This window comes from Aquitalea sp. LB_tupeE, assembly GCF_013391415.1.
Lineage (GTDB): Bacteria > Pseudomonadota > Gammaproteobacteria > Burkholderiales > Chromobacteriaceae > Aquitalea.
On sequence record NZ_JACAXB010000013.1, the window covers coordinates 333,498 to 355,377 of the forward strand.

Here is a 21,880-nt window from a genome sequence, read left to right on the forward strand (position 1 = left end):
GCCACTCCAGGCATCCCTGCGGCTGCATGCTAGAATCGGGCGAAAATTCATCGTCAGGACCGCAATTCATGGACAAGATCGTCATTGCCAGCCGCGAAAGCCGCCTGGCCATGTGGCAGGCCGAACACATCCAGGCCCGCCTGCAAGTGCTGTACCCGCACCTTACTGTCGAAATTCTGGGCATGACCACCCAGGGCGACCAGATTCTGGACAAAACCCTGTCCAAGATCGGCGGCAAGGGCCTGTTCGTGAAAGAGCTGGAAGTGGCCCTGGCCGAAGGCCGTGCCGACCTCGCCGTACACTCCATCAAGGACGTGCCCATGGTGCTGCCGGAGGGCTTTGCCCTGGCCGCCATCTGCGAACGCGAAGACCCGCGCGACGCCTTTGTTTCCAACAAGTTTGCCAGCCTGGCCGAGCTGCCGGCAGGCAGCGTGGTGGGCACCTCCAGCCTGCGCCGCGAATCGCAACTGCGCGCCCGCTACCCGCAACTGGTGATCAAACCGCTGCGCGGCAATGTGCAAACCCGCCTGCGCAAGCTGGACGACGGCGAATACGACGCCATCATTCTGGCGGCTGCGGGGCTCAAGCGCTTGGAACTACACGACCGGATTCGCGCAGAACTCGCCCCGTCCGAAAGCCTGCCGGCCGCCGGTCAAGGTGCACTGGGCATTGAAATCCGCGCCGACCGCGCCGACATGCTGGCCCTGCTGCAACCCTTGAACCACCCGGATACCCACGCCTGTGTCAGCGCCGAACGCGCACTGGCGCGCGAACTGGGCGGCAGCTGCCAGGTGCCGCTGGGTGCCTTTGCCACCCTGACTGACGACGTACTCACCCTGGGCGGTTTTGTCGCGCATCCGGATGGCTCGGTCATGCTGACCGCCACCGCCAGTGCGCCGCGCCAGTATGCCGACTCGCTGGGCCGCGCCGTGGCCAAGCGCCTGCTGGACGATGGCGCCAAGCCGCTGATTGACGCCGTACTGAAAGACCAGGCATGACCACAGCCGGCCGCCGCATCCTGGTGGCCAGACCGGCCGCACAAAGCGGCCGTTTGCTGACCCTGCTGGCCGATGCAGGCTGGCAGGGGCAGTCCTTCCCGGTCATGGACATTCAGCCTCTTCCTGATGCGCTGGCCCACTTGCCGGCACAAGCCGCACAGGCCGACTGGCTGTTTTTTGTCAGCCCCAGCGCCATCGACATCGCCTGGCCGGTGCTGCAACAACAGCCTGTCAATGCCCGGCTGGCCTGCGTAGGCCAGGCCAGCGCACGTCGCCTGGCCAAGCTTAGCGGACAGGACATCCTGTTTCCCACCACTGGCAGCGACAGCGAATCCTTGCTGGCCCTGCCCCAGCTGGCGGATGTCAGCGGTCAGCACTGGCTGATCGTGCGCGGCCTGGGTGGCCGCGCCTTGCTGGCCGACACCCTGCGCCAGCGCGGTGCCGATGTGACACTGGCCGAGGTCTACCAGCGCATGGACGGCAAGCCAGACTGGGGCTTGCTGGATGATGACCCGCCAGACGCCATGGTGATCACTTCCAGCGAAATGGTGGAGCAATTGTTCAGACTGGCTGGCCCGGCAAGGGCCGTGACGTTACAATGCCTTTTGTATTGCGTGCCGCACCCGCGCATTGCCGAACGATTGCAGGCACTGGGCGCGACACGCATCGTGACAACCCGGGCCGATGACGAAGCGCTCGTCAGCGGCCTCAGAGAATGGTTCTGCCGTCACCCATGAGCGAAACCCAGACTGTCGACACTCCCCGTCCCGTCCGCAAAAAACAGCTGAACCTGGCCTTGCTGGTGGCACTGGCCGCCCTTGGCCTGTCAGGCTACCAGCTGTACAGCACCCAGCAGGAACTGGCTGCCGCACGCCAGGAACTGGCGGGCCGCATGGCCGAAGGCAATGGTGCCTCCAAGGAATTGCGCGGCCTGACCGAACAGGCGCTCAGCGCCGCCCGCGCCACCGATGCCAAGCTGGCGGTGCTGGAAACCCGCGTGAATGAATCCGCCGGCCAGTACAACACCCTGAACGGCATGTATCAGGAGTTGACCAAAAACCGCTCCGACTGGCTGCTATCCGAAGTGGAACATACGCTGGCCATTGCCAGCCAGCAGTTGCAACTGGCAGGCAATGTCAATGCAGCCATCTCCGCCCTGCAAATGGTGGATGCCCGCCTGTCCAAGTTCGACCAGCCGCAGCTGATTGCCGTGAAAAAGGCAGTGGTCACCGATCTGGAAAAACTCAAGGCCCTGCCCGTTCTGGACAGCGTTGGTCTCACCGTCAAGCTGGACCGGTTGATGCTGTCCAGTAGCAGCATGCCGCTGGTGGTGGATGCCCATCATCTGCAAGACAAGCAAACCACCAAGCGCGTGGCGGACACCGCCCCCTTCTGGGAACGCCTGGTGGCCGACATCAGCCAGAGCCTGGGCGAGCTGGTACACATCCGCCGCATGGACAAACCGGAAGCCCTGCTGCTGTCGCCGGAGCAATCATTCTTCCTGCGCGAGAACCTGAAAATGCGTCTGCTGGACGCACGCCTGGCGCTGCTGCAACGTGACGGCACCACCTACACGGCCGACATCAATGCCGCTCAGGACTATGTTCAGCGCTACTTCGATGGTGATGCCCCGGCCACGCGCCAGTGGCTGGCCACCTTGCAAGAGCTCAAGTCTGCTCCGCTGTCCGTCACCCTGCCCGACCTCAACGCCAGCCTGAAGGCGGTTCGTGACGCCCAGGGCAACAAGGGAGACTAAGCGGTGAAATTCGTCATCTGGATTACCGGCCTGTTCGCCCTGGCCGTGCTGGTGGGGTTGGCCTCCACCCTGAATACCGGCTACGCCATCCTGTTCCTGCCGCCATGGCGCATGGAAGTGTCGTTCAACCTGCTGCTGCTGGGCATTGTGGTACTCATCGTGCTGGCTTACGCCGTGATGCGCGTCATCAGCATCACTGCCGGGCTGCCGGCCGAGGTCAAGCGTTTTCAGCGTCAGAAAAAGCTGAAAGCAGCCCGCCACGCCTTGCGCGAAGCGGGGATCGCCTTTTTTGAAGGCCGCTTCCAGAAAGCCGAACGCGAAGCGCTCAAGGCCATGGAAGACGAGTACGCGGCCGAAAACCGTGCGCTGGCCCTGCTGCTGGCCGCCCGTTCTGCCGGAGCCACCGGTGCGCTGGACAAGCGCGACCAATACCTGCAACAGCTGGACACCCTGCCCGAACGCCTGCAACTGGCCCGCCACATGCTGGATGCCGAGCTGAAGCTGGAAGCCAAGGACGCGCTGGGCGCACTGGCCGCCATCGAACGTGCTCGTGCGCTGTCGCCCAACCTCACCAATGCCCTGCGCCTGGAACTGAAAGTGCGTTTGCTGCAACGTCAGCCAGAAGCGGTATTGGCCCTGACCGAAAAACTGCTCAAGGCCGAAGCGCTGGAACCGTCGCAAGCCCGCCGTTATCGCCTGGCCGCTTACAGCCAGCAGTTGACCGGTTTTGTCGGCAGCCGTGAGGTGCGTGACTGGCTGCGCCGCATTCCGGAAGCCGAACGTCGCAATCCGATTCTGGTAAGCGAAATCGTCAGCCGTTTGATTGCGCTGGAAGACTTCGACTATGCAGCCACCCTGCTAGCCGAAGCCCTGGCCGATGAAGATCAGGCCACGCCGGAACTGGCTCGCGAACTGGGTCAGTTGGCCGAGCGCCTGTCGCCGGAAAAACGTCTGGAGCTGATGCGCAGTGCCGAAGACTGGCTGAAAACCCGTCCGCGCGACTACATGCTGCTGCTGGCCCTGGGCCGTCTGGCCATGAACCAGCAACTGTGGGGCAAGGCGCAGAGCTATCTGGAAGCCAGTAACTCCATCGAGCCCACTCTGTGCGCCAATGCCGAGCTGGCCCGGCTGTTTGAAGCCACCGGCAAGGAAGAACAGGCAGCACAGCATTACCACCGCAGCCTGGAACTGGCGCTGGCCAAGGGCGATTGAAGCCCATCCCTGCCAACAGAAAAAGCCCGCGTGTGCGGGCTTTTTTCATGTTCCGCGGTCAAGCTTACAGACGCGAACGGGTGACAGTTTCACTGAACACCACCCGCTCCAAAATGGTCCGCACCGCCGAGGCATCCGCCGGAGGGTTGGCCACCATTTCATAACGCAGCTTCAGGTAGTAGGCCGTGTCGGGCTGCGGGGTAAAGCCTTCAATTTCGCCATAGAACAGCTGCCAGGGCTGGTTTTCACTGCTGCGCACCTGCAGGCATTGCATCTGCCCCGCACCGGCACTGCAGTTCTTGCGCACGGCACTGACATACAGATACTGCGGGCGTTGTACCGGGGCCGTGGCAGCGGTGTTCTGGCCTGCGGCCTTGTCCTGCTTGCGTACAAAGCGGTATTCCTTGCCGGCCTTACCCGTCAGTACCAGTTGCTGCGCCTTGCCATCGGTCTTGATCTGGAATGGCTGCGACAGGAATTCGATATACGCCTGCTCGGTTTGCATCATGGCCGGGGGGCACATCATGCGCGTGGTGGCAATCGACAGTTTACCTTCGGCATTGCTGTGACCGGTAAAGCGGTTACAACCAGCAAAGCCGCTGATGCCCTTGGCCTGAAACGACAGCGTGGGCTGCGGTTCGGCGGTGTTGGGTGATACCAGTTGCCAGTCTGTACCGATCAGATTGGGCCGGGCCAGCACCGGGGCAGACAACAGGGCGACAATAATAGCGGTGGTTTTCCAGTGCATCAGTATCTCCAAAATTAAACAATACTAATATTTAAGAGGCCGGTACTGGCCATGAGTTCCACCCGGCGACCACTGTCAACTACCCATAAGGTCGAGCATAGCTGCTGAGCTGCGGCCTCCAGCGCATGAAAAAACCCCGCCAAACAGGCGGGGTTGTGCAGGGTGATACCTTGGTCAGCAGCGCTTAGTGCACCACGCCCTTCACCAGGTCTTCCACCACTTTCTTGGCATCGCCAAACACCATCATGGTCTTGTCCATGTAGAACAGCTCGTTGTCGAGACCGGCATAGCCCACGCTCATGGAACGCTTCACCACGATCACGGTACGTGCCTTGTGCGCTTCCAGAATCGGCATGCCGTAGATGGGGCTGGACTTGTCCTTCTGCGCCGCCGGGTTCACCACGTCGTTGGCACCAATCACCAGCACTACGTCGGTATTGTTGAAGTCGGAGTTGATCTCCTCCATCTCCAGTACCTGCTCGTAGGGCACTTCGGCTTCGGCCAGCAGCACATTCATGTGGCCTGGCATACGGCCAGCCACAGGGTGAATGGCGTAACGCACGGTCACACCCTTCTCGTGCAGCAACTCGGCAAACTCCTGCAGCGCATGCTGGGCGCGCGATACCGCCAGGCCATAACCCGGCACAATCACCACGCTGTCGGCATTGCTCATCAGGAAGGCTGCGTCTTCTGCCGAACCGGACTTGTAGTTCTTCGGACCACTGTCACCCGCCGCACCGCCAGCCGCCGCCTCGGCACCAAAGCCACCCAGCAACACCGACACGATGGAACGGTTCATCGCCTTGCACATGATGTAGGACAGGATGGCACCGGACGAACCCACGCAGGCACCGGCAATGATCAGCACCGGGTTGTTCAGCGTGAAGCCGATACCCGCTGCGGCCCAGCCGGAGTAGGAGTTGAGCATGGAGACTACCACTGGCATGTCGGCACCGCCGATCGGGATGATCAGCGTCACGCCCAGTACCAGTGCAATGGCCACCATCAGCAGGAAGGCTGCATGACTGTCGGTCACGAAGTAGGCCACGCCAAAACCCACCATGGCCAGTGCCAGCACCAGGTTCAGCAAATGCTGACCATTGAAGCTGACCGCCTTGGAGCCAAAGCGGCCGGACAGCTTGCCGTAGGCAATGACCGAAGCGGTAAAGGTGATGGCACCAATAAACGCGCCAATGAACAGTTCCACCTTTTGTACCGGGGTGTGTTCCACGCCGGTATGGAAGATGGCAGCCACGGCAATCAGCACCGCAGACAGGCCCACCAGCGAGTGCATGGCGGCCACCAGCTCCGGCATGCCGGTCATTTCAACCGTTTTGGCCTTCCAGCCGCCAATCACGGCACCACCGATGATGGCAGCGGCAATCAGCCCCAGCACCGGCTTGTCCATGATCATGAAGGTGGTGCCCACGGCGATGACCATGCCGATGATGCCGAATTTGTTGCCGCGCAGCGCCGTCACCGGGCTGGACAGCCCCTTGAGCGCCAGAATGAACAGCACGGCCGCCACCAGATAAAGTACTGCGGAAATATTAGCCATGGTTCTTCCTTATTTTTTCTTCTTCTTGAACATGTCCAGCATGCGCTGGGTGACCATGAAGCCGCCGAAGATGTTGATGCTGGCCAGGAAGATGCCGATGGTACCCAGCACCGAGGTGAGGGTGATTTCGGAACCGTTGATGTCCACCACCTGCAGCATGGCACCGACGATGATGATGCCGGAAATGGCATTGGTCACCGCCATCAGCGGGGTATGCAGTGCCGGGGTGACGTTCCATACCACGTGGTAGCCGACAAACACGGCCAGCACGAAAACGGTAAGGCTGGCGATAAAGGGATCGACCATCTCTGTTCTCCTTAGTTGGCCGCGGGGAAACGCACCTGGCCGTCGTGGGTCACCAGGGTGGCCGCCAGCAGGTCGTCTTCCAGATTGAGGGTGAAGCCTTCCTTCGTCAGCATCAGCGCCAGGAAGGTCAGCAGGTTCTTGGCGTACAGGCTGGAGGCATCCGCCGCCAGCTCGCCCGGCAGGTTGAACTGGCCCACCACGGTAACGTGGTTGGCAGTCACCACCACTTCACCCGGCTGGGTCAATTCACAGTTGCCACCGGCTTCGGCGGCAATGTCGATGATGACCGAGCCCGGCTTCATCGCGGCCACGATGTCGGCACTGATCAGCGTCGGGGCCTTCTTGCCCGGAATCAGCGCGGTAGTGATGATGATGTCGGCAGCACGGGCGTGCTTGCTCACCAGTTCGGCCTGACGACGCTTGTAGTCGTCGGACATTTCCTTGGCGTACACGCCATCGCTGGCGGCCTTTTCTTCAGCCGTCATCGGCACTTCGATGAACTTGCCGCCCAGAGACTCCACCTGCTCCTTGGTAGAAGGACGCACGTCGGTGGCTTCCACCACTGCACCCAGACGCTTGGCCGTGGCAATGGCCTGCAAACCGGCCACACCCACACCCATGATCAGCACCTTGGCCGGTTTTACCGTCCCGGCTGCCGTCATCAGCATGGGCATGAAACGCGGGTAGTAATGGGTGGCCAGCAGCACCGCCTTGTAACCGGCGATGTTGTTCTGGCTGGACAGCACGTCCATGCTCTGTGCGCGCGTAGTACGCGGCAGCAGTTCCATGGCAAAGGCGGAAACCTTCTTGGCAGCCAGCGCCGGGAAGGTGCTGTTCTGGTACGGCGCCAGCTGGCCAATCAGCACCGCGCCGGTTTTCAGCTCGGCAATGCCGGCTTCGTCCAGCGGACGCACGGTCAGCACGATGTCGGCCTGGGCCAGTGCCTGGGCACGGTCAGGGGCGATGCTGGCCCCCACTTCAACGTAAGCCGCATCGGGAGCGGCGGCAAACTGCCCGGCTCCCTGCTCGACCACCACGGCGTGACCCATGGCAACCAGCTTTTTCACCGTTTCCGGTGTTGCGGCCACGCGTTTTTCACCAGCCAGCCTTTCGGCCGGAATAGCGATCTGCATGGTGTGAATCTCCTGCAAAGTGAAATGACAAAAAACAAAACCAAAGATAGCGAACGCCCGTGCGAGGCCAATTTCGAACGAGCGTTTGAATTCTATTAAAAACACGAATGTTGATTTTGCGCAATACTTTTACACAATTGCGACATTTGCCTACCATATACCGTCTGACAATCCGGTCAACACGGCCAAGTCTCCAGGCAGGATCACTGCACAACAGGAGCAGGTAGCAGCAAGGGCGGCGGCATCACCATCTCTCACCCCGAACCATCCGGCCTGCCATGGGCAGGCGGGGCAAAATCCGGACAAGAGCAGTGCCGCGCATGGGAAAACACCTCGTTGAAAGACACTAACGGTTCGCCCTCCAGCTTGTAAAGCAGGGTTAACCATTAACACCAAGGTGCTGTAAACAAAAATGAATTATCCGTGTAAGCAACAGAAGAAGCACGGTGACAACCGGCTTATCGTGCATTGCACCATCCTGCAAACTTGCTTGTCACTACCCGTCTGCGCACACGGAATACCGTACAGGAAATGTCCGCAACACAAGTCCGGAACCGCCAGTATCAGCGTTTTATGATTTCAGATGCCAGCAGGATAGGCAGGGCAAGCAGGCCAGAGCACCGGCCCGCCACACCGCGCAGCAGAGATGAAAGACGCGCAACTGCCGCATAAATGCGACAGCCGGCCTGGGACTCACAACAGGCTGCCAGCAGCCGCCAGCAACATCAACAGTACATCCAGCGCCAGCAGACGCCAGGGCGAGCACACACCCTGCAACAAACGACCAAGGCCGAACAGTCCAGCCAGCTGCAACAGGGCAAAACCCCACAAGGCGGGCGTGGCCAGCACATCGCTCTGCCACAGATAGGCTGCAGCGGCCGCTGTCTGCAAGACAAACTGCCCCACGGCCATCAGCATAGCCGCACGCGTCAGCGGCGGGTCATAACGCTGTCTGGCCGCTTGCAGGTCAAAAGCCGGGCTGTCATCGCGCACGCCGGGCGGCAGCCAGCCCGGCGCCTTGAACCACACCTTCAACTTGTCCTGCCAGCGTGGCGCACGGCACGCCAGCTGCCACAGCGGCACATAGCCGGATGCCACCGCCCACAAGGGATTCCAGCTATTGAGCGGCGTGCGGGTGCCGTACACCGGGGCCTCATCCTCTTCGATGAAGGTGCCGAACAGGCGGTCCCAGATGATCAGCATTCCGCCGTAATTCTTGTCCAGATACTGGTCGTTCACCGCATGATGCACCCGGTGATTGGAGGGTGAAGAAAACACCCGGTCGAACCAACCCAGCTTGCCGACGTGCTCGGTATGAATCCAGAACTGATACAGCAGGACAATCAACCCGGCCAAGGCAAACTGGGCCGGAGGCACCCCGACCAAGGCCATGGGCAAATAGAAGGGCCAACCGAGAAACGCCACCGTACTTTCCTGGCGCAAGGCAGTGGACAAGTTGAAATGCTGGCTCTGGTGATGTACCGCATGTGCGGCCCAGAACACCGCGCTTTCATGCCCCACGCGGTGCAGCCAGTAATCGCAGAAGTCGAACATGACAATGGCCAGCAGCCAGCCCCAGCCTGTAGCCCACAAGGCAGCATGGGGAAAAATGGCCACATGCTGCCAGGCCAGCGCATACAAGCCAATCTGAAACAGCATGCTGACACTGGCCACCAACTGGCTCTGCAGCCCCTGGCTCAGGCTGGCCAGCGCATCGCTCAGACGATAAGTATTACGGCCGACGGCCAGGCCATAGCCGATTTCCACCAGCATCAGCAGCAGGAAAACCGGGAAGGCGTATACGGTGATTTGTTCCATCAAGACTGTCCGGACAGGCAGAAAACGATTAGGCCCTACGCTAACGCAAAGCACACGGCCAGACTGTTGGAGTTTTGTGCAGGCTTGGTGGCCCAAACAACAAAGCCCCGCTGGGCGGGGCTTTGATATGCCGGGTCGTGGCGTTTACTTTCCAATACAGAAGCGGCTGAAAATCACCCCCAGCAGGTCGTCCGGTGTGAACTGGCCGGTGATTTCCGACAGCGCATTTTGTGCCAATCGCAGCTCTTCGGCGAAGATCTCCACCATTTCCCAGTCAGTATGCGCCAGTTCCATATGCTCGGCGGCACGGCGGATGGCGTCCAGATGGCGCTCGCGTGCCAGGAACACACCTTCGCTGGCCCCGCTGTAGCCAATCAGCTCCAGCAGGCGGGCTTTCAGCAGGTCCACCCCGGCATGGGTGCGGGCGGACAGACGCAGCACGCTGCGGCCATCTTCCTCGGCCATGCCGATGGTTTCGCCGCTCAGGTCGGCCTTGTTGTAGATGAACAAGCGTGGCAGTTGCGGCGGGATGCGTTCCAGAATCGCTTCCACTTCGGCAGTCACGCCTTCGCGGCTGTCCACCAGCACCAGTGCGACATCGGCGCGCTCCACCGCCTGCCAGGTGCGTTCGATGCCGATCTTCTCCACCACATCGTCGGTATCGCGCAGACCGGCGGTATCGATGATATGCACCGGCACGCCGTCGATGACGATTTCCTCCCGCACCGTGTCGCGGGTGGTCCCGGCAATGTCAGTGACGATGGCGATATCATCGCCCGCCAGCGCATTCATCAGGCTGGATTTGCCCACGTTAGGCTGCCCCACCAGCACCACATGCATGCCTTCGCGCAGGATGGCGCCTTGCCGTGCGGTGGACTGCACCTGTTGCAAGCGCTGACGCAGGGTTTGCAACTTGCCCAGTGCATCGGCCTGCTTGAGGAAGTCGATTTCTTCTTCCGGAAAATCCAGCGTGGCTTCCACCAGCATGCGCAGGGTGATCAGCTCATCCACCAGCACGTGGATTTCATTGGAGAACGCACCTTTCAGCGACTTGAGCGCACTACGGGCTGCGGTTTCGCTGGAAGCATCAATCAGGTCGGCCACGCTTTCCGCCTGCGCCAGGTCCATCTTGTCGTTCAGGAAGGCGCGCTTGGAGAACTCGCCCGGCTCGGCCAGCCGTGCGCCCAGCTGCAGGCAGCGGGTCAGCAGCATGTTGAGCACCACCGGCCCGCCGTGGCCTTGCAACTCCAGTACGTCCTCGCCGGTAAAGCTGTTAGGGCCGGGGAAGTACAGCAGCAGGCCATTGTCGATGGCCTGGCCGTCTGCCGCGTAGAAATCGGTATACGTTGCGTAGCGCGGCTTGGGCTGCTTGCTGCCGGTAAGCGCAGCGGCAAAGGGCAGCAGATCGCGGCCGGACACGCGGATGACACCCACACCACCACGACCGGGCGCGGTGGCAATGGCACAGATGGTGACGGGAGCGTAGAGGGTAGGCATGCGGGCATTCCTTGCTGCTGACAGGCTGACCGAAGCAGCCGCCAGATGGATGGCGACAGCAGCTTGGGTCAACTTGTGTTGATTTTTTTACTGTATCAGAAAGAAAGCCCGGCCTTTGTCTGGCCGGGCTTTGTCAGTCACTACCGTCCGGTTCAGGACTGCAGGGCGACTTTCTTGCTGTTTTCAATGCTCTTGTTGATGTACCACTGCTGGGCAATCGACAGGATGTTGTTTACGGCGTAGTACAGCACCAGACCAGCCGGGAAGAAGAAGAACATGGCCGAGAAGGCAACCGGCATGATCTTCATCATCTTCGCCTGCATCGGGTCCGTCGGCGGCGGGTTCAGGAAGGTTTGCAGGAACATGGTGGCAGCCATGATCACCGGCAGCACATAGAACGGGTCCGGACGGGCCAGGTCGGTGTACCACAGGATCCACGGTGCCTGACGCAGCTCGACCGAAGCCAGCAGCGCCCAGTACAGGCCGATGAATACCGGAATCTGGATCAGCATGGGCAGACAGCCACCCAGCGGATTCACCTTCTCGCTCTTGTACATTTCCATCACGGCTTGCTGGAACTTCATGCGGTCGTCGCCGTATTGTTCCTTCATGCGTTCCAGACGCGGTGCCAGGGCCTTCATCTTGGCCATGGAGCGGTAGGACGCAGCCGTCAGCGGATAGAAGATAGCCTTCACGGTGAGGGTGAGCAGCACAATCGCCCAGCCCCAGTTCTGTACCAGACCGTGCAGCTTGGTCAGCAGCCAGAACAGCGGGGAGGCGAAGATGTGCACCCAGCCGTAGTCCTTGGAATATTCCAGGCCGTCGGCAATCTTGGTCAGCACGCTGTAGTCTTCCGGACCGGCATACAGCGGCACGGTGATGGAAGCGGTCTGGCCCGGATTGATGGTTTTCAGGTCCACGGTGGCAGCGGCGGAATACAGGCCGTTGCTGTCTTTCAGCTCAAAGTGGCAGGACTTGTCGTCCTTGCACACGCTGGCCGAATCCAGCGGCTTCAGGATCCAGGCGGTCATGAAGTAATGCTGCAGCATGCCCACCCAGCCGTCGGTGGCCGACTTGGCGTAATCACCCTTGCCCTTGGCCAGGTCCTCGAAGGAAACCTTCTGGAACTTGTTGTCGGCGGTGTACACAGCCGGGCCGGTAAAGGTGTGGGCAAAGCGGCCTTCACCCTCCGGAGCCTGGCCATCACGCAGGATGCGGTAGTAAGCGGTGGGTGCCAGCGGGGTGGTGCCACCGTTGGTAATGTCAAAACGCACCGAGATATCGTAGCTACCCTTCTTGAAGGTATAGGTTTTCACCACTTGCACGCCATTGGCGGCCGGCGCGGTCAGCTTCACCTGCAGGCTGTCGCCGCTGAGGGTGTAGCTGGACTGTGCCGAGGTGTATACCGACTTGTGGGTAGGCAGTGCCGGGTTGCTGGCAGCCACCAGACCGGTCTGCGCCACGTACACGCGGCCATTCTTGTCGGTCAGCAGTTCGAACGGCTTTTTGGCGTCCGTGGCGGAATCGTGCTTCAGCAAATCCAGCTGACGCAGGTCACCACCCACGGTATCAATTTCGGCCTTGATCACGTCGGTCGTCACATGAATGCGCTGACCGGCGGTGAGTTTGGCAGCCTCAACAGGCTGGGCGCTGGCGGTATGGCTGGCCGGTGCGTCCGGCTGCGAAGCCGTTTGTGTCTGTGCCACCTGCTGCGGAGCAGGCTTGGGCGCAAAGTACTCCTGCCACAGCAGCAGGATGCCCATGGACAGAACGATGAAGATTATGAGTCGCTTGGAATCCATCTCTACGATACCGGAAAGTTCAGGGAACCGGGTCATAACCACTGCCACCCCAGGGGTGACAGCGCCCGATGCGTTTCATCGCCAGAAAGCCGCCCTTGCAGGCGCCATGCTTTCTCACTGCCTCGATCGCGTAACTGGAACAGGTCGGCACATAGCGGCACCGTGGTGCCAGCCAAGGGCTGATGGCCAGTTGATAAAAACGGATCAGGAGGATGAGGAGGCGCGACATCGTGCCAGTTTAGCAAAGAGTGTAGACAAGGCGATGACAGCTTCTGCTCTGTCAGCGCGGGAAAAAGCCAGTTTGGCACGGACAATGTAGTCCTGTGCCGGCAAGGAAGCCTGATTCAGGCGGAACCACTCTCGCACGGTACGCTTGATGTAATTACGGCGTACGGCCCGCTTGTGGACCTTTTTGCCCACCACCAGACCAACCCGGGCGTGGCCCAGGTCATTCGGACGGGCATATACCTGAAACAAAGCCGTGCTGCGTGCTTGCCGCAAACTAAAAACGGATGAAAATTCATCCGTTTTTAATAGCCGGTGCACACGGCGAAAGCGATAAGTCATTACTGAACTTATACGGCCAGGCGCTTGCGACCCTTGGCGCGACGGGCGGCGATAACGGCGCGGCCACCGCGGGTCTTCATGCGAACGAGGAAGCCGTGAGTGCGCTTGCGACGGGTAGTGGAAGGCTGGTAAGTACGCTTCATGATAAAGAATTCCTGTTTCGAAACGGAAATAAACGCGTGATTTCACAAGAAAAACCGCCGCTTGTCAATGGCAAATTTTTAGCGCACCTGTGGATAACTTTGCCGAAAACCGTTAGAATGTCGAAACTTAACGCACCTCACCCCCTGCGTAATTATTAAACGCAGCCGCCCGCCCAAGGGCAGCCTGCACGACAGGGGGATGGTGCAAGCCACTTGCCTTGCATGAACACATGCCAGGGCTGCACCCGCGCCGGACATAGCCGTCCGGCCATCCCACAGGGTGGCAACCATGGCTCCTCCCGCCGCAACGCATATCGTCAACGGCGGGTTTTTGCTTTTACTTGCGTGTACTTAATGACCGAACTGGATCAATTCTGGCCTGCCTGCCTCGCACGCCTCGAGGCCGAACTGTCTTCACAGCAGTTCAATACCTGGATCAAGCCGCTGGCGGCCGAAGCCAACGAAGAAGGCATTGCGCTGTTTGCACCCAACCGTTTCATCATGCAATTCATCAAGGATCGCTTCCTTGGTCGCATCGAAGAACTGGCGGTAGAACTGGTGGGCGAAGCCCCGGTCGAGCTGCGCCTGGGCGCCCCCAGCAGCAAGCCGCTGGCCGTGCCCACTGCGGTCAGCAACAGTGCGCGCAAGCCCGCACCGGCCCCCACCACCAGCAACGACACCCCCAGCCCGGCCAAGCAGGCGGCGGTGAAAGCCATAGGCGGCAGCCACGAAAGCACCCGGCTCAACCCCTCCTTCACCTTTGACACCCTGGTGACCGGTAAGGGCAACCAGCTGGCGCGCGCCGCAGCCATGCAGATTGCCGAGAATCCGGGCGACCAGGCTTACAACCCGCTGTTTGTGTATGGCGGTGTTGGTCTGGGTAAGACCCACTTGATTCAGGCCATTGGCAACCACGTGTTCCAGAAGAACCCGCAAGCCAAAATCCGCTATATCCACGCCGAACGCTACGTAGCCGACATCATGCGCGCCTACCAGCACAAGGCGTTTGACGAATTCAAGCGCTACTATCACTCGCTGGATCTGTTGCTGATTGACGACATCCAGTTTTTTGCCGGCAAGAACCGCACGCAGGAAGAATTCTTCTACGCCTTCAACGCGCTGATTGAAGGCGGCAAGCAAGTCATCATGACCTGCGACACCTACCCCAAGCAGATAGAAGGCATGGAAGAGCGGCTGATTTCCCGCTTCTCCTGGGGCCTGACGGTAGAAATCCAGCCGCCGGAGCTGGAAATGCGCGTGGCCATTCTGATGAAGAAGGCCGAAGCCGACAGCATCAAGCTGGACCACCCGGTGGCGTTTTTCATCGCCCAGAACGTGCGCTCCAACGTGCGCGAACTGGAAGGCGCGCTCAAGCGCGTGGTGGCCTATGCCCGCTTCACCAACCAGAGCATCTCGCTGGACCTGGTGAAAGAAGCGCTGAAGGACATTCTGGCCGCCGGTAACCGCCAGGTGACGGTAGATGCCATCCAGAAGACCGTGGCCGAGTACTACAAGATCAAGCTATCCGACATGCACAGCAAAAAGCGCAGCCGTGACATTGCCCGGCCGCGTCAGGTGGCCATGGCGCTGGCCAAGGAGCTGACCCAACTGTCCTTGCCAAATATCGGCGATGCCTTTGGCGGCCGCGACCACACCACCGTGCTGCATGCCTGCAAAACCATTGCCGAAATGCGTGGTAATGACGCCGATATGGCGCACGATTACGATACGCTGCTCTCCATGCTGCGTAACTGATTTATGTTGATTCAACCGATAACTGACTCTGGACACATTCGGGAGCCCGAAACATGCTGATCCTGCAAGCCGAACGCGATGCCCTTCTCAAGCCCCTGCTGGCCGTGACCGGTATTGTCGAACGCCGCCACACCCTGCCGATTCTTTCCAATGTACTGATTGAAAAGAAAGGTGGACAGGTAGGCTTCCTGGCGACTGATCTGGAAATCCAGATCACCACCGCCAGCGCCGACGAACTGCCGGGCGAAGACTTCCGCCTGACCACATCGGCCAAGAAGCTGCAGGACATCCTGCGTGCCATCCCGGACAAAACCACCGTCACGCTGGAACAACTGGACGGCCGCCTCACCCTGAAAGCCGGCAAAAGCCGCTTCAACCTGCAAACCCTGCCGGCGGAAGACTTCCCGCTGCTGTCGGTAGGCACGGCCAGCGAATCCAGCTTCAGCCTGAGCCAGCGCGAACTCAAGCGCCTGATCTCCCAGGTGCAATTTGCCATGGCCGTGCAGGACATCCGTTACTACCTCAACGGCCTGCTGATGCAAACCGACGGCAACCAGGTGAAGCTGATTGCCACCGACGGCCACCGCCTGGCCTTTGCCAGCGCCGACGTGGAAGCCACCCTGCCCAAGGCCGAAGTCATCCTGCCGCGCAAAACCATCCTGGAGCTGTACAAGCTGCTGCAGGACAGCGACGAGCTGATCAACATCGAAGTGCTGGCCAACCAGGTGCGCTTCAGCTTTGGCTCCACCGTCATCATCAGCAAGGTGGTGGACGGCAAGTTCCCCGACTACAACCGCGTGATTCCGCTGGATAACGACAAGATCTTCCTGATCGAACGTCTGTCCTTCCTGCACGCGCTGCAACGTGCCGCCATTCTGGCCAACGAAAAATTCCGTGGCGTGCGGCTGGTACTGGCACCGGGCAAGATGTCCATCCTGTGTACCAACAGCGAACAGGAAGAAGCCGAAGAAGAACTGGAAATCGCCTACCAGGGCGGCGAGCTGGAAATCGGCTTCAACATCAACTACCTGCTGGACGTGCTGACCAACCTGCCGGCCGACACCCTGCAAATGGCGTTTGGCGATGCCAACCGCAGCACGCTGGTCACCATTCCGGACTACAGCAACTTCAAGTACATCGTGATGCCGATGCGCATCTGATACAGCAGCAACACAGTCGGCAGTGACTGCGGCCACCGGCAGCAGTTTTCGAGATTTTGAGCATGAGCAGCAAAGGGAGGTACAGCGGACGGGATGTTCCCCGCCGCCCCCTCCCCCAGCGCAGGAAAGAAGCGGATGAGCGAACAGGAATACGGCGCGGATAGCATTAAAGTCCTCAAGGGTCTGGATGCGGTACGCAAACGCCCCGGCATGTACATTGGCGATACCTCGGACGGCACCGGCCTGCACCACATGGTGTTTGAAGTGCTGGACAACGCCATTGACGAAGCCCTGGCCGGCCATGCCGACACCATCAAGGTCATCATCAACCCCGACAACTCCATCACCGTATCGGACAACGGCCGGGGCATCCCCACCGACATCCATCCGGAAGAAGGACGCTCGGCGGCCGAAGTGATCATGACCATCCTGCACGCCGGCGGCAAATTCGACAGCAACAGCTACAAGATTTCCGGCGGCCTGCACGGCGTGGGCGTCTCCGTGGTGAATGCGCTGTCCGACTGGCTGAAGCTGAAAATCTGGCGTGACGGCAAGGTGCACGAAATGGAATTCCGCCGTGGCGACGCCGTGGCCCCGCTCACCGTCACCGGCCACAGCAACCACCGCGGCACCGAAGTCACCTTCCGCGCCAGCGAAGAAACCTTCGGCCTGGTGGAATACCACTTCGACATCCTGGCCAAGCGCATCCGCGAACTGTCCTTCCTCAACCAGGGCGTGGGCATCACCCTCATCGACAAGCGCACCGGCAAGGAAGAAAACTTCGCCTTCTCCGGCGGCGTGGCCGGTTTCGTGGAATACATGAACCGCAACAAGAGCGTGCTGCACCCCAAGGTGTTCCACGGTTTTGGCGAAAAAGACGGCATGAGCGTGGAAGTGGCCATGCAATGGAACGACTCCTACCAGGAAAGCGTCCAGTGCTTCACCAACAACATCCCGCAACGTGACGGCGGCACCCACATGACCGCCCTGCGTCAGGTGATGACCCGCACGCTCAACCAGTACATCGAAGAACACGAAGTCGCCAAAAAGGCCAAGGTGGACACCACCGGCGACGACATGCGCGAAGGCCTTACCTGCGTGCTGTCCGTCAAGCTGCCCGACCCCAAGTTCTCCAGCCAGACCAAGGACAAACTGGTTTCCAGCGAAATCGGCCCGGTAGTCAACGAAGTCATCAGCGAAGCACTGAAAAGCTATTTGCTGGAAAACCCCAACGACGCCAAAACCATCTGCGGCAAGATCGTCGACGCCGCCCGCGCCCGTGAAGCTGCGCGTAAGGCCCGCGAAATCACCCGCCGCAAAGGCGTGATGGACGGCCTGGGCCTGCCCGGCAAACTGGCCGACTGCCAGGAAAAAGACCCCAAGCTGTGCGAACTGTACCTGGTCGAGGGTGACTCCGCCGGCGGCTCCGCCAAGCAAGGCCGCGACCGCAAGTTCCAGGCCATCCTGCCTTTGAAGGGCAAGATTCTCAACGTAGAACGCGCCCGCTTCGACAAAATGCTGCAAAGCCAGGAAGTGGCCACCCTGATTACCGCCATGGGCTGCGGCATTGGCAAGGACGAATACAACCCGGACAAACTGCGCTACCACCGCATCATCATCATGACCGATGCCGACGTCGACGGCGCGCACATCCGCACCCTGCTGCTCACCTTCTTCTACCGCCAGATGCACGAACTGGTAGAACGCGGCCACATCTACATTGCCCAGCCGCCGCTGTACAAGGCCAAGCACGGCAAGCAAGAGCGCTACCTGAAGGACGACTACGAGCTGAACCAGTACCTGCTGCAACTGGCACTGGAAAAAGCCGAACTCATCCCCGGCACCGACGCCCCGGCCCTGGCCGGTGACACCCTGGCCGAAGTAGCCCGCCAGTTCCTGGTGGCCCGCGCCGTCATCGAACGCGAAAGCCGCGTCATCGACCCGCTGGTGCTGGAAGCCATGCTCAAGTCCGGCCGCCTGTCACTGGAAAGCGAACACGCCTCCAACGACACCATCGCCCGCCTGCGCGCGCTGGTACCGGCCGACGCCATCACGCTGGACCTGCTGCACGACGAAAAGAACGACGGCCACCTGATCAAGATCACCCGCAAACTGCACGGCAACGTGCTGGTAACGGTGCTGGACCAGGACTTCCTGGAAACCGGCGACTACGCCGAACTGGCCAAAACCGGCGACCTGCTGAGCGGCCTGCTGCGTGACGGTGCCACCGTACGCCGTGGCGAAACGGTGAAACCGATCAGCGAATTCGGCCAGGCACTGGATTGGCTGCTGGCCGAAGTGAAAAAAGGCATGAACATCCAGCGCTACAAAGGCCTGGGCGAGATGAACCCGGAACAGCTGTGGGAAACCACCATGGACCCCAATGTGCGCCGCCTGCTGAAGGTACGCATTGAAGACGTGATGGGCGCGGACGACGTGTTCACCACCCTGATGGGCGACGAAGTGGAACCACGCCGCGCCTTCATCGAAGGCAATGCCCTGATTGCACGGAATATTGATGTGTAAGGGCTGTCGGGTGACACAGAAAGTGAAAACTGTGACAGGTTAGTGAAAAACTAGTGACGCAGTTAATGAAAAAGCCACCGTTCCCGGTGGCTTTTTCATTATTAGTACTTTATGTGCGTTCATTCATTTTTTGGACAAATCAGTCGTTCTAGCTTGAGATGTGCGTGGTTGTGCGTGAGAATCACTAGCTACTCTATACTGGGGAAACGCCCCCGAGACTAACCGACCCTGAATATTTTCATAACGGCACTGCAGCACTTTTACTTGGAGTACTGAGATCAGTTTATAGTACTATTTTCGAATAGTGGCTACTTGCTTCACTCAAATATTTTATCTTTATATTCTTTTAAAAATCTCGAAACAAATGAAACTCTTTCTTTGACGAGCTTCTGCCAGCACATACTATCTGGCCTGCACTTTGAGGCTAAACCTAAGTAGGAATTATAAATAAACTTCTTATTTTCATTTTGCCCAGTTACCGCTAGGCACTGCCCCCCCATGGAAACCTCGCCTTTTTTATTACTTACTTGGCATAAATTAAATGCCGTGTAAATATCATTCCCATCCAATTTTACGGTACTTACTTCGGAGTAAAGTGAGGTGCTAAAGTAATCAGCGCCACCGATTAGAGCCCAGTCATCTTTTGTACACTTTTCAGCAGATAAGCAGATTTGCATGGAATCTGTATCATAACCATCACGGCTTCTTGCTAAAAATAAATCAATATAAACCACCCCATCACCTTCGCTAAATTTTATATTACGATACAAATTACTACTTACTTTACTTACTTGCTGCTTGTTTTTTAATGCAATGGACTCTGCCAGTGATGTAGAGCTGACATAAAAAAGTGCAAGGAAAATTACAAATAATGATTTTTTATTCATTAAACTAAGTCCGTTAGTATTTTTGCAATCCTGATGGTATGGTATTGCCTATTTTCCAACCCATTAGTTCCGCCATTAATTTCCACACAAACCGTCCTTGCAATCGCACTAAGATCACCTTGAAATTCATCAATAATTTTATTAATTGTACTATTCTTCCTTGGCTCACCTCTTCTTGGCCCTGACTCCCAATACCATGCCCCTGCATCTATTGTTGCATAGTTATCATTGATTAAGTAATCAGGGTTATTGATTTCAGGTCTTCTAGCGTTCTTTTTAGACCACCACGCAGAGTCAAATGAACTCCTTGTTATCCTTCCTCGATAAACCCAATAACCAGCATAATTAGATTTCCCTGTAAGCTGCTTAATTCCCCTACCTCTGTATTTATACCCATCTCCAGGAAGATCATTGCCAAGCTTGCCACCATACAGATCGTTGCATGATTTTTCAGATCGTGACTCACTCATCCATGTAAGCGTACGGGATTCTTCCGCTCCTTGCGCAAAAAAATTAGTCATTCGCAAGCCAGTTCTATTAATTAGATGCTTTCTGATTGCGATGCAAATCTCTTTCCTATACTTCTCCCGCACAACGTCACTCAATCCATTTTTAGCAACCTGAACTTTTCCTTTATCTTTCTTCTGAATATCATCAGGATATATTCTCTTTAATTCACTGCTATCGATCCAGTTGCATTGCCTAAACTGCTCAACAAATACTCTAGGATGAAAATGCCAATGAACACTGGGAATCTCTAACCCAGCCTCTTCCCAGAATGATAAAGATTCAACATGCCTCTTGAATTCAGCATATTTCATCTCATCCATCGGTTCGTCCAATACCTCACTTTTACTTTTTAGCCAAGCATATCGGGTATCAATTGTGGATTTTTCCCACTCAGTCGGAAATTTACAAATTGTTCGTGAAAGCCGTAACTGAACTTTGCTATCGCTCAGTGCGGCTGCTAGTACGTCTTTATCCAACTTTTTCCCACTATTCCCAGTAAGCCATTTCTCAAGTGTGGGGGAGTTACATTGGCTATCCGGTGTGGGGTCATCGTCAATCAGGTTCCAGCCAAGCCAATGGGGGAAATCGGCATCGCTGAATTTGTTGATGCCTACCTCATTCAGATTCACCCAGCCTTGGCCGCCTGGGTAATTGACCTTGTGCCAATGTGGGACTGAGCCAGCAGGGATAGGGGTTTCATTTTCGGTATTGATGACCCGGCCAAATCGCAGCAACTCGTAAGCCGCACTTGGTGCAATATGAAAAGCATCTCCCAGAGCGGTCGCTTTGCTGTAAAGACTGTACTCATACTTGTCATCGCTATCTGCTAGTGCTGAGCCGACCTCAACGAATGCACCCTGTTGTTGCGTTTCTTCTTGCCGAGTTGTTAGCAGGCATTTACCGCGTTCAAAACGCATCGTCACAAACAGAGGGACAGTGGAGGTATGAACAGCAGCGCCACTTCCTGCGGGGGCTTGCGGTGACGCAATGGAGGCAAAAAACGGTGTGCCTGGCGGCAGATAGAAATGCATATCGCCGTAGACGATCTTGTCCCGCCCATCCTTACTGATATCCAGCTTGCCAGAGCTTCTGCCGACGATTTTTTTCAGGTTGGCATCGTCGCAGATGATTTCCAGATGCATGGCATTGTTGCCATTGCATCTGCCTACACTGCCCAAGCTATCTTTGCGATATACCGGCTGCTTCTTTTTGACGAAGACCTGTTTGAGATGCATATAAATCGAGTAGTACTCGATCTGGCCGTCTGTTCCCTCGCCAATTTCTGTGCTGTGCTTGATCACCACACAGCCATTGTCGGTCTCTCCCTGATAGGCCAAGGGCTTCTTGTCTGCCTCTGGTGACGGGTCTCGCTTGTATACCACCACGCCATCTGCAATTGCGCGAACCGGTTCTCCATGCGCGCCGGTATCGGTATGCTCGATATGTTGGCCACCATGCCAGGCCATACGGCTGGCGATAGGAAACCCCCCGCGAGAGGCAAAGG

Annotated in this window: 19 protein-coding genes; 7 read left to right on the forward strand and 12 right to left on the reverse strand. The window is 58.3% G+C overall.

Annotation, left to right across the window (positions count from 1 at the left end):
* Positions 1 to 68: 68 nt before the first annotated feature.
* From hemC to HWX34_RS06895, 4 genes are read left to right on the forward strand one after another with little or no spacing between them, the layout of a single operon-like run.
* Positions 69 to 998, forward strand: a complete 930-nt coding sequence (gene hemC / locus HWX34_RS06880; RefSeq protein ID WP_178971533.1) for a hydroxymethylbilane synthase — start codon at positions 69 to 71, stop codon at positions 996 to 998.
* A complete protein-coding gene (locus HWX34_RS06885; protein ID WP_178971534.1) occupies positions 995 to 1,735 on the forward strand; it encodes a uroporphyrinogen-III synthase in 741 nt (246 codons plus the stop codon). Before hemC ends, HWX34_RS06885 begins: the two co-directional genes overlap by 4 nt.
* Positions 1,732 to 2,754 carry a uroporphyrinogen-III C-methyltransferase gene (locus HWX34_RS06890; RefSeq protein ID WP_178971535.1) on the forward strand — a complete coding sequence of 341 codons (1,023 nt, stop codon included), beginning with the start codon at positions 1,732 to 1,734 and terminating at the stop codon, positions 2,752 to 2,754. The genes HWX34_RS06885 and HWX34_RS06890 overlap by 4 nt, the downstream gene beginning before the upstream one ends.
* A gap of 3 nt (positions 2,755 to 2,757) precedes the next feature.
* On the forward strand, positions 2,758 to 3,966 hold the full coding sequence (locus tag HWX34_RS06895) for a heme biosynthesis HemY N-terminal domain-containing protein (RefSeq protein WP_178971536.1): 1,209 nt from the start codon (positions 2,758 to 2,760) through the stop codon (positions 3,964 to 3,966).
* Positions 3,967 to 4,030: 64 nt separating this feature from the next.
* On the opposite strand, the gene HWX34_RS06900 is transcribed toward HWX34_RS06895, so the two are convergent.
* From HWX34_RS06900 to rpmH, 10 genes are all read right to left on the reverse strand, one after another.
* A complete protein-coding gene (locus HWX34_RS06900) occupies positions 4,031 to 4,714 on the reverse strand; it encodes an META and DUF4377 domain-containing protein (RefSeq protein WP_178971537.1) in 684 nt (227 codons plus the stop codon).
* A 184-nt stretch (positions 4,715 to 4,898) separates the two neighbouring features.
* Entirely contained in the window at positions 4,899 to 6,272 is a 1,374-nt protein-coding gene (locus tag HWX34_RS06905) for an NAD(P)(+) transhydrogenase (Re/Si-specific) subunit beta (protein ID WP_045848132.1), read from the reverse strand.
* Between the two features lie 9 nt (positions 6,273 to 6,281).
* Positions 6,282 to 6,578, reverse strand: coding sequence for a proton-translocating transhydrogenase family protein (locus HWX34_RS06910; RefSeq protein WP_045848133.1), 297 nt, complete (start codon positions 6,576 to 6,578; stop codon positions 6,282 to 6,284).
* An 11-nt stretch (positions 6,579 to 6,589) separates the two neighbouring features.
* Positions 6,590 to 7,711 carry a Re/Si-specific NAD(P)(+) transhydrogenase subunit alpha gene (locus tag HWX34_RS06915; protein ID WP_178971538.1) on the reverse strand — a complete coding sequence of 374 codons (1,122 nt, stop codon included), beginning with the start codon at positions 7,709 to 7,711 and terminating at the stop codon, positions 6,590 to 6,592.
* A gap of 693 nt (positions 7,712 to 8,404) precedes the next feature.
* A complete protein-coding gene (locus HWX34_RS06920; protein ID WP_178971539.1) occupies positions 8,405 to 9,529 on the reverse strand; it encodes a sterol desaturase family protein in 1,125 nt (374 codons plus the stop codon).
* A gap of 144 nt (positions 9,530 to 9,673) precedes the next feature.
* Positions 9,674 to 11,026, reverse strand: coding sequence for a tRNA uridine-5-carboxymethylaminomethyl(34) synthesis GTPase MnmE (gene mnmE, locus HWX34_RS06925; protein WP_178971540.1), 1,353 nt, complete (start codon positions 11,024 to 11,026; stop codon positions 9,674 to 9,676).
* A 152-nt stretch (positions 11,027 to 11,178) separates the two neighbouring features.
* Positions 11,179 to 12,828 carry a membrane protein insertase YidC gene (gene yidC / locus HWX34_RS06930; RefSeq protein ID WP_178971569.1) on the reverse strand — a complete coding sequence of 550 codons (1,650 nt, stop codon included), beginning with the start codon at positions 12,826 to 12,828 and terminating at the stop codon, positions 11,179 to 11,181.
* 19 nt (positions 12,829 to 12,847) lie between these two features.
* On the reverse strand, positions 12,848 to 13,057 hold the full coding sequence (gene yidD, locus HWX34_RS06935; RefSeq protein ID WP_045848138.1) for a membrane protein insertion efficiency factor YidD: 210 nt from the start codon (positions 13,055 to 13,057) through the stop codon (positions 12,848 to 12,850).
* Positions 13,033 to 13,395 carry a ribonuclease P protein component gene (rnpA, locus tag HWX34_RS06940; protein ID WP_045848139.1) on the reverse strand — a complete coding sequence of 121 codons (363 nt, stop codon included), beginning with the start codon at positions 13,393 to 13,395 and terminating at the stop codon, positions 13,033 to 13,035. Before rnpA ends, yidD begins: the two co-directional genes overlap by 25 nt.
* Positions 13,396 to 13,403: 8 nt before the next feature.
* Positions 13,404 to 13,538, reverse strand: a complete 135-nt coding sequence (gene rpmH / locus HWX34_RS06945) for a 50S ribosomal protein L34 (RefSeq protein WP_011137953.1) — start codon at positions 13,536 to 13,538, stop codon at positions 13,404 to 13,406.
* A 354-nt stretch (positions 13,539 to 13,892) separates the two neighbouring features.
* On the opposite strand from rpmH, the gene dnaA reads away from it, so the two are divergent.
* From dnaA to gyrB, 3 genes are all read left to right on the forward strand, one after another.
* Positions 13,893 to 15,293: a chromosomal replication initiator protein DnaA gene (gene dnaA / locus HWX34_RS06950; RefSeq protein WP_178971541.1), complete on the forward strand. Its 1,401-nt coding sequence runs from the start codon at positions 13,893 to 13,895 to the stop codon at positions 15,291 to 15,293.
* A 53-nt stretch (positions 15,294 to 15,346) separates the two neighbouring features.
* Positions 15,347 to 16,453, forward strand: coding sequence for a DNA polymerase III subunit beta (gene dnaN, locus HWX34_RS06955; protein WP_178971542.1), 1,107 nt, complete (start codon positions 15,347 to 15,349; stop codon positions 16,451 to 16,453).
* Between the two features lie 135 nt (positions 16,454 to 16,588).
* A complete protein-coding gene (gene gyrB, locus HWX34_RS06960; protein ID WP_178971543.1) occupies positions 16,589 to 18,979 on the forward strand; it encodes a DNA topoisomerase (ATP-hydrolyzing) subunit B in 2,391 nt (796 codons plus the stop codon).
* Positions 18,980 to 19,296: 317 nt separating this feature from the next.
* Here the strand turns inward: gyrB and HWX34_RS06965 are convergent, their stop codons facing one another.
* Positions 19,297 to 19,866, reverse strand: coding sequence for a hypothetical protein (locus HWX34_RS06965; protein ID WP_178971544.1), 570 nt, complete (start codon positions 19,864 to 19,866; stop codon positions 19,297 to 19,299).
* A partial coding sequence (locus tag HWX34_RS06970; protein ID WP_178971545.1) for a peptidoglycan DD-metalloendopeptidase family protein occupies positions 19,866 to 21,880 on the reverse strand: 2,015 nt, incomplete at its 5' end. The genes HWX34_RS06970 and HWX34_RS06965, both read right to left, overlap by 1 nt.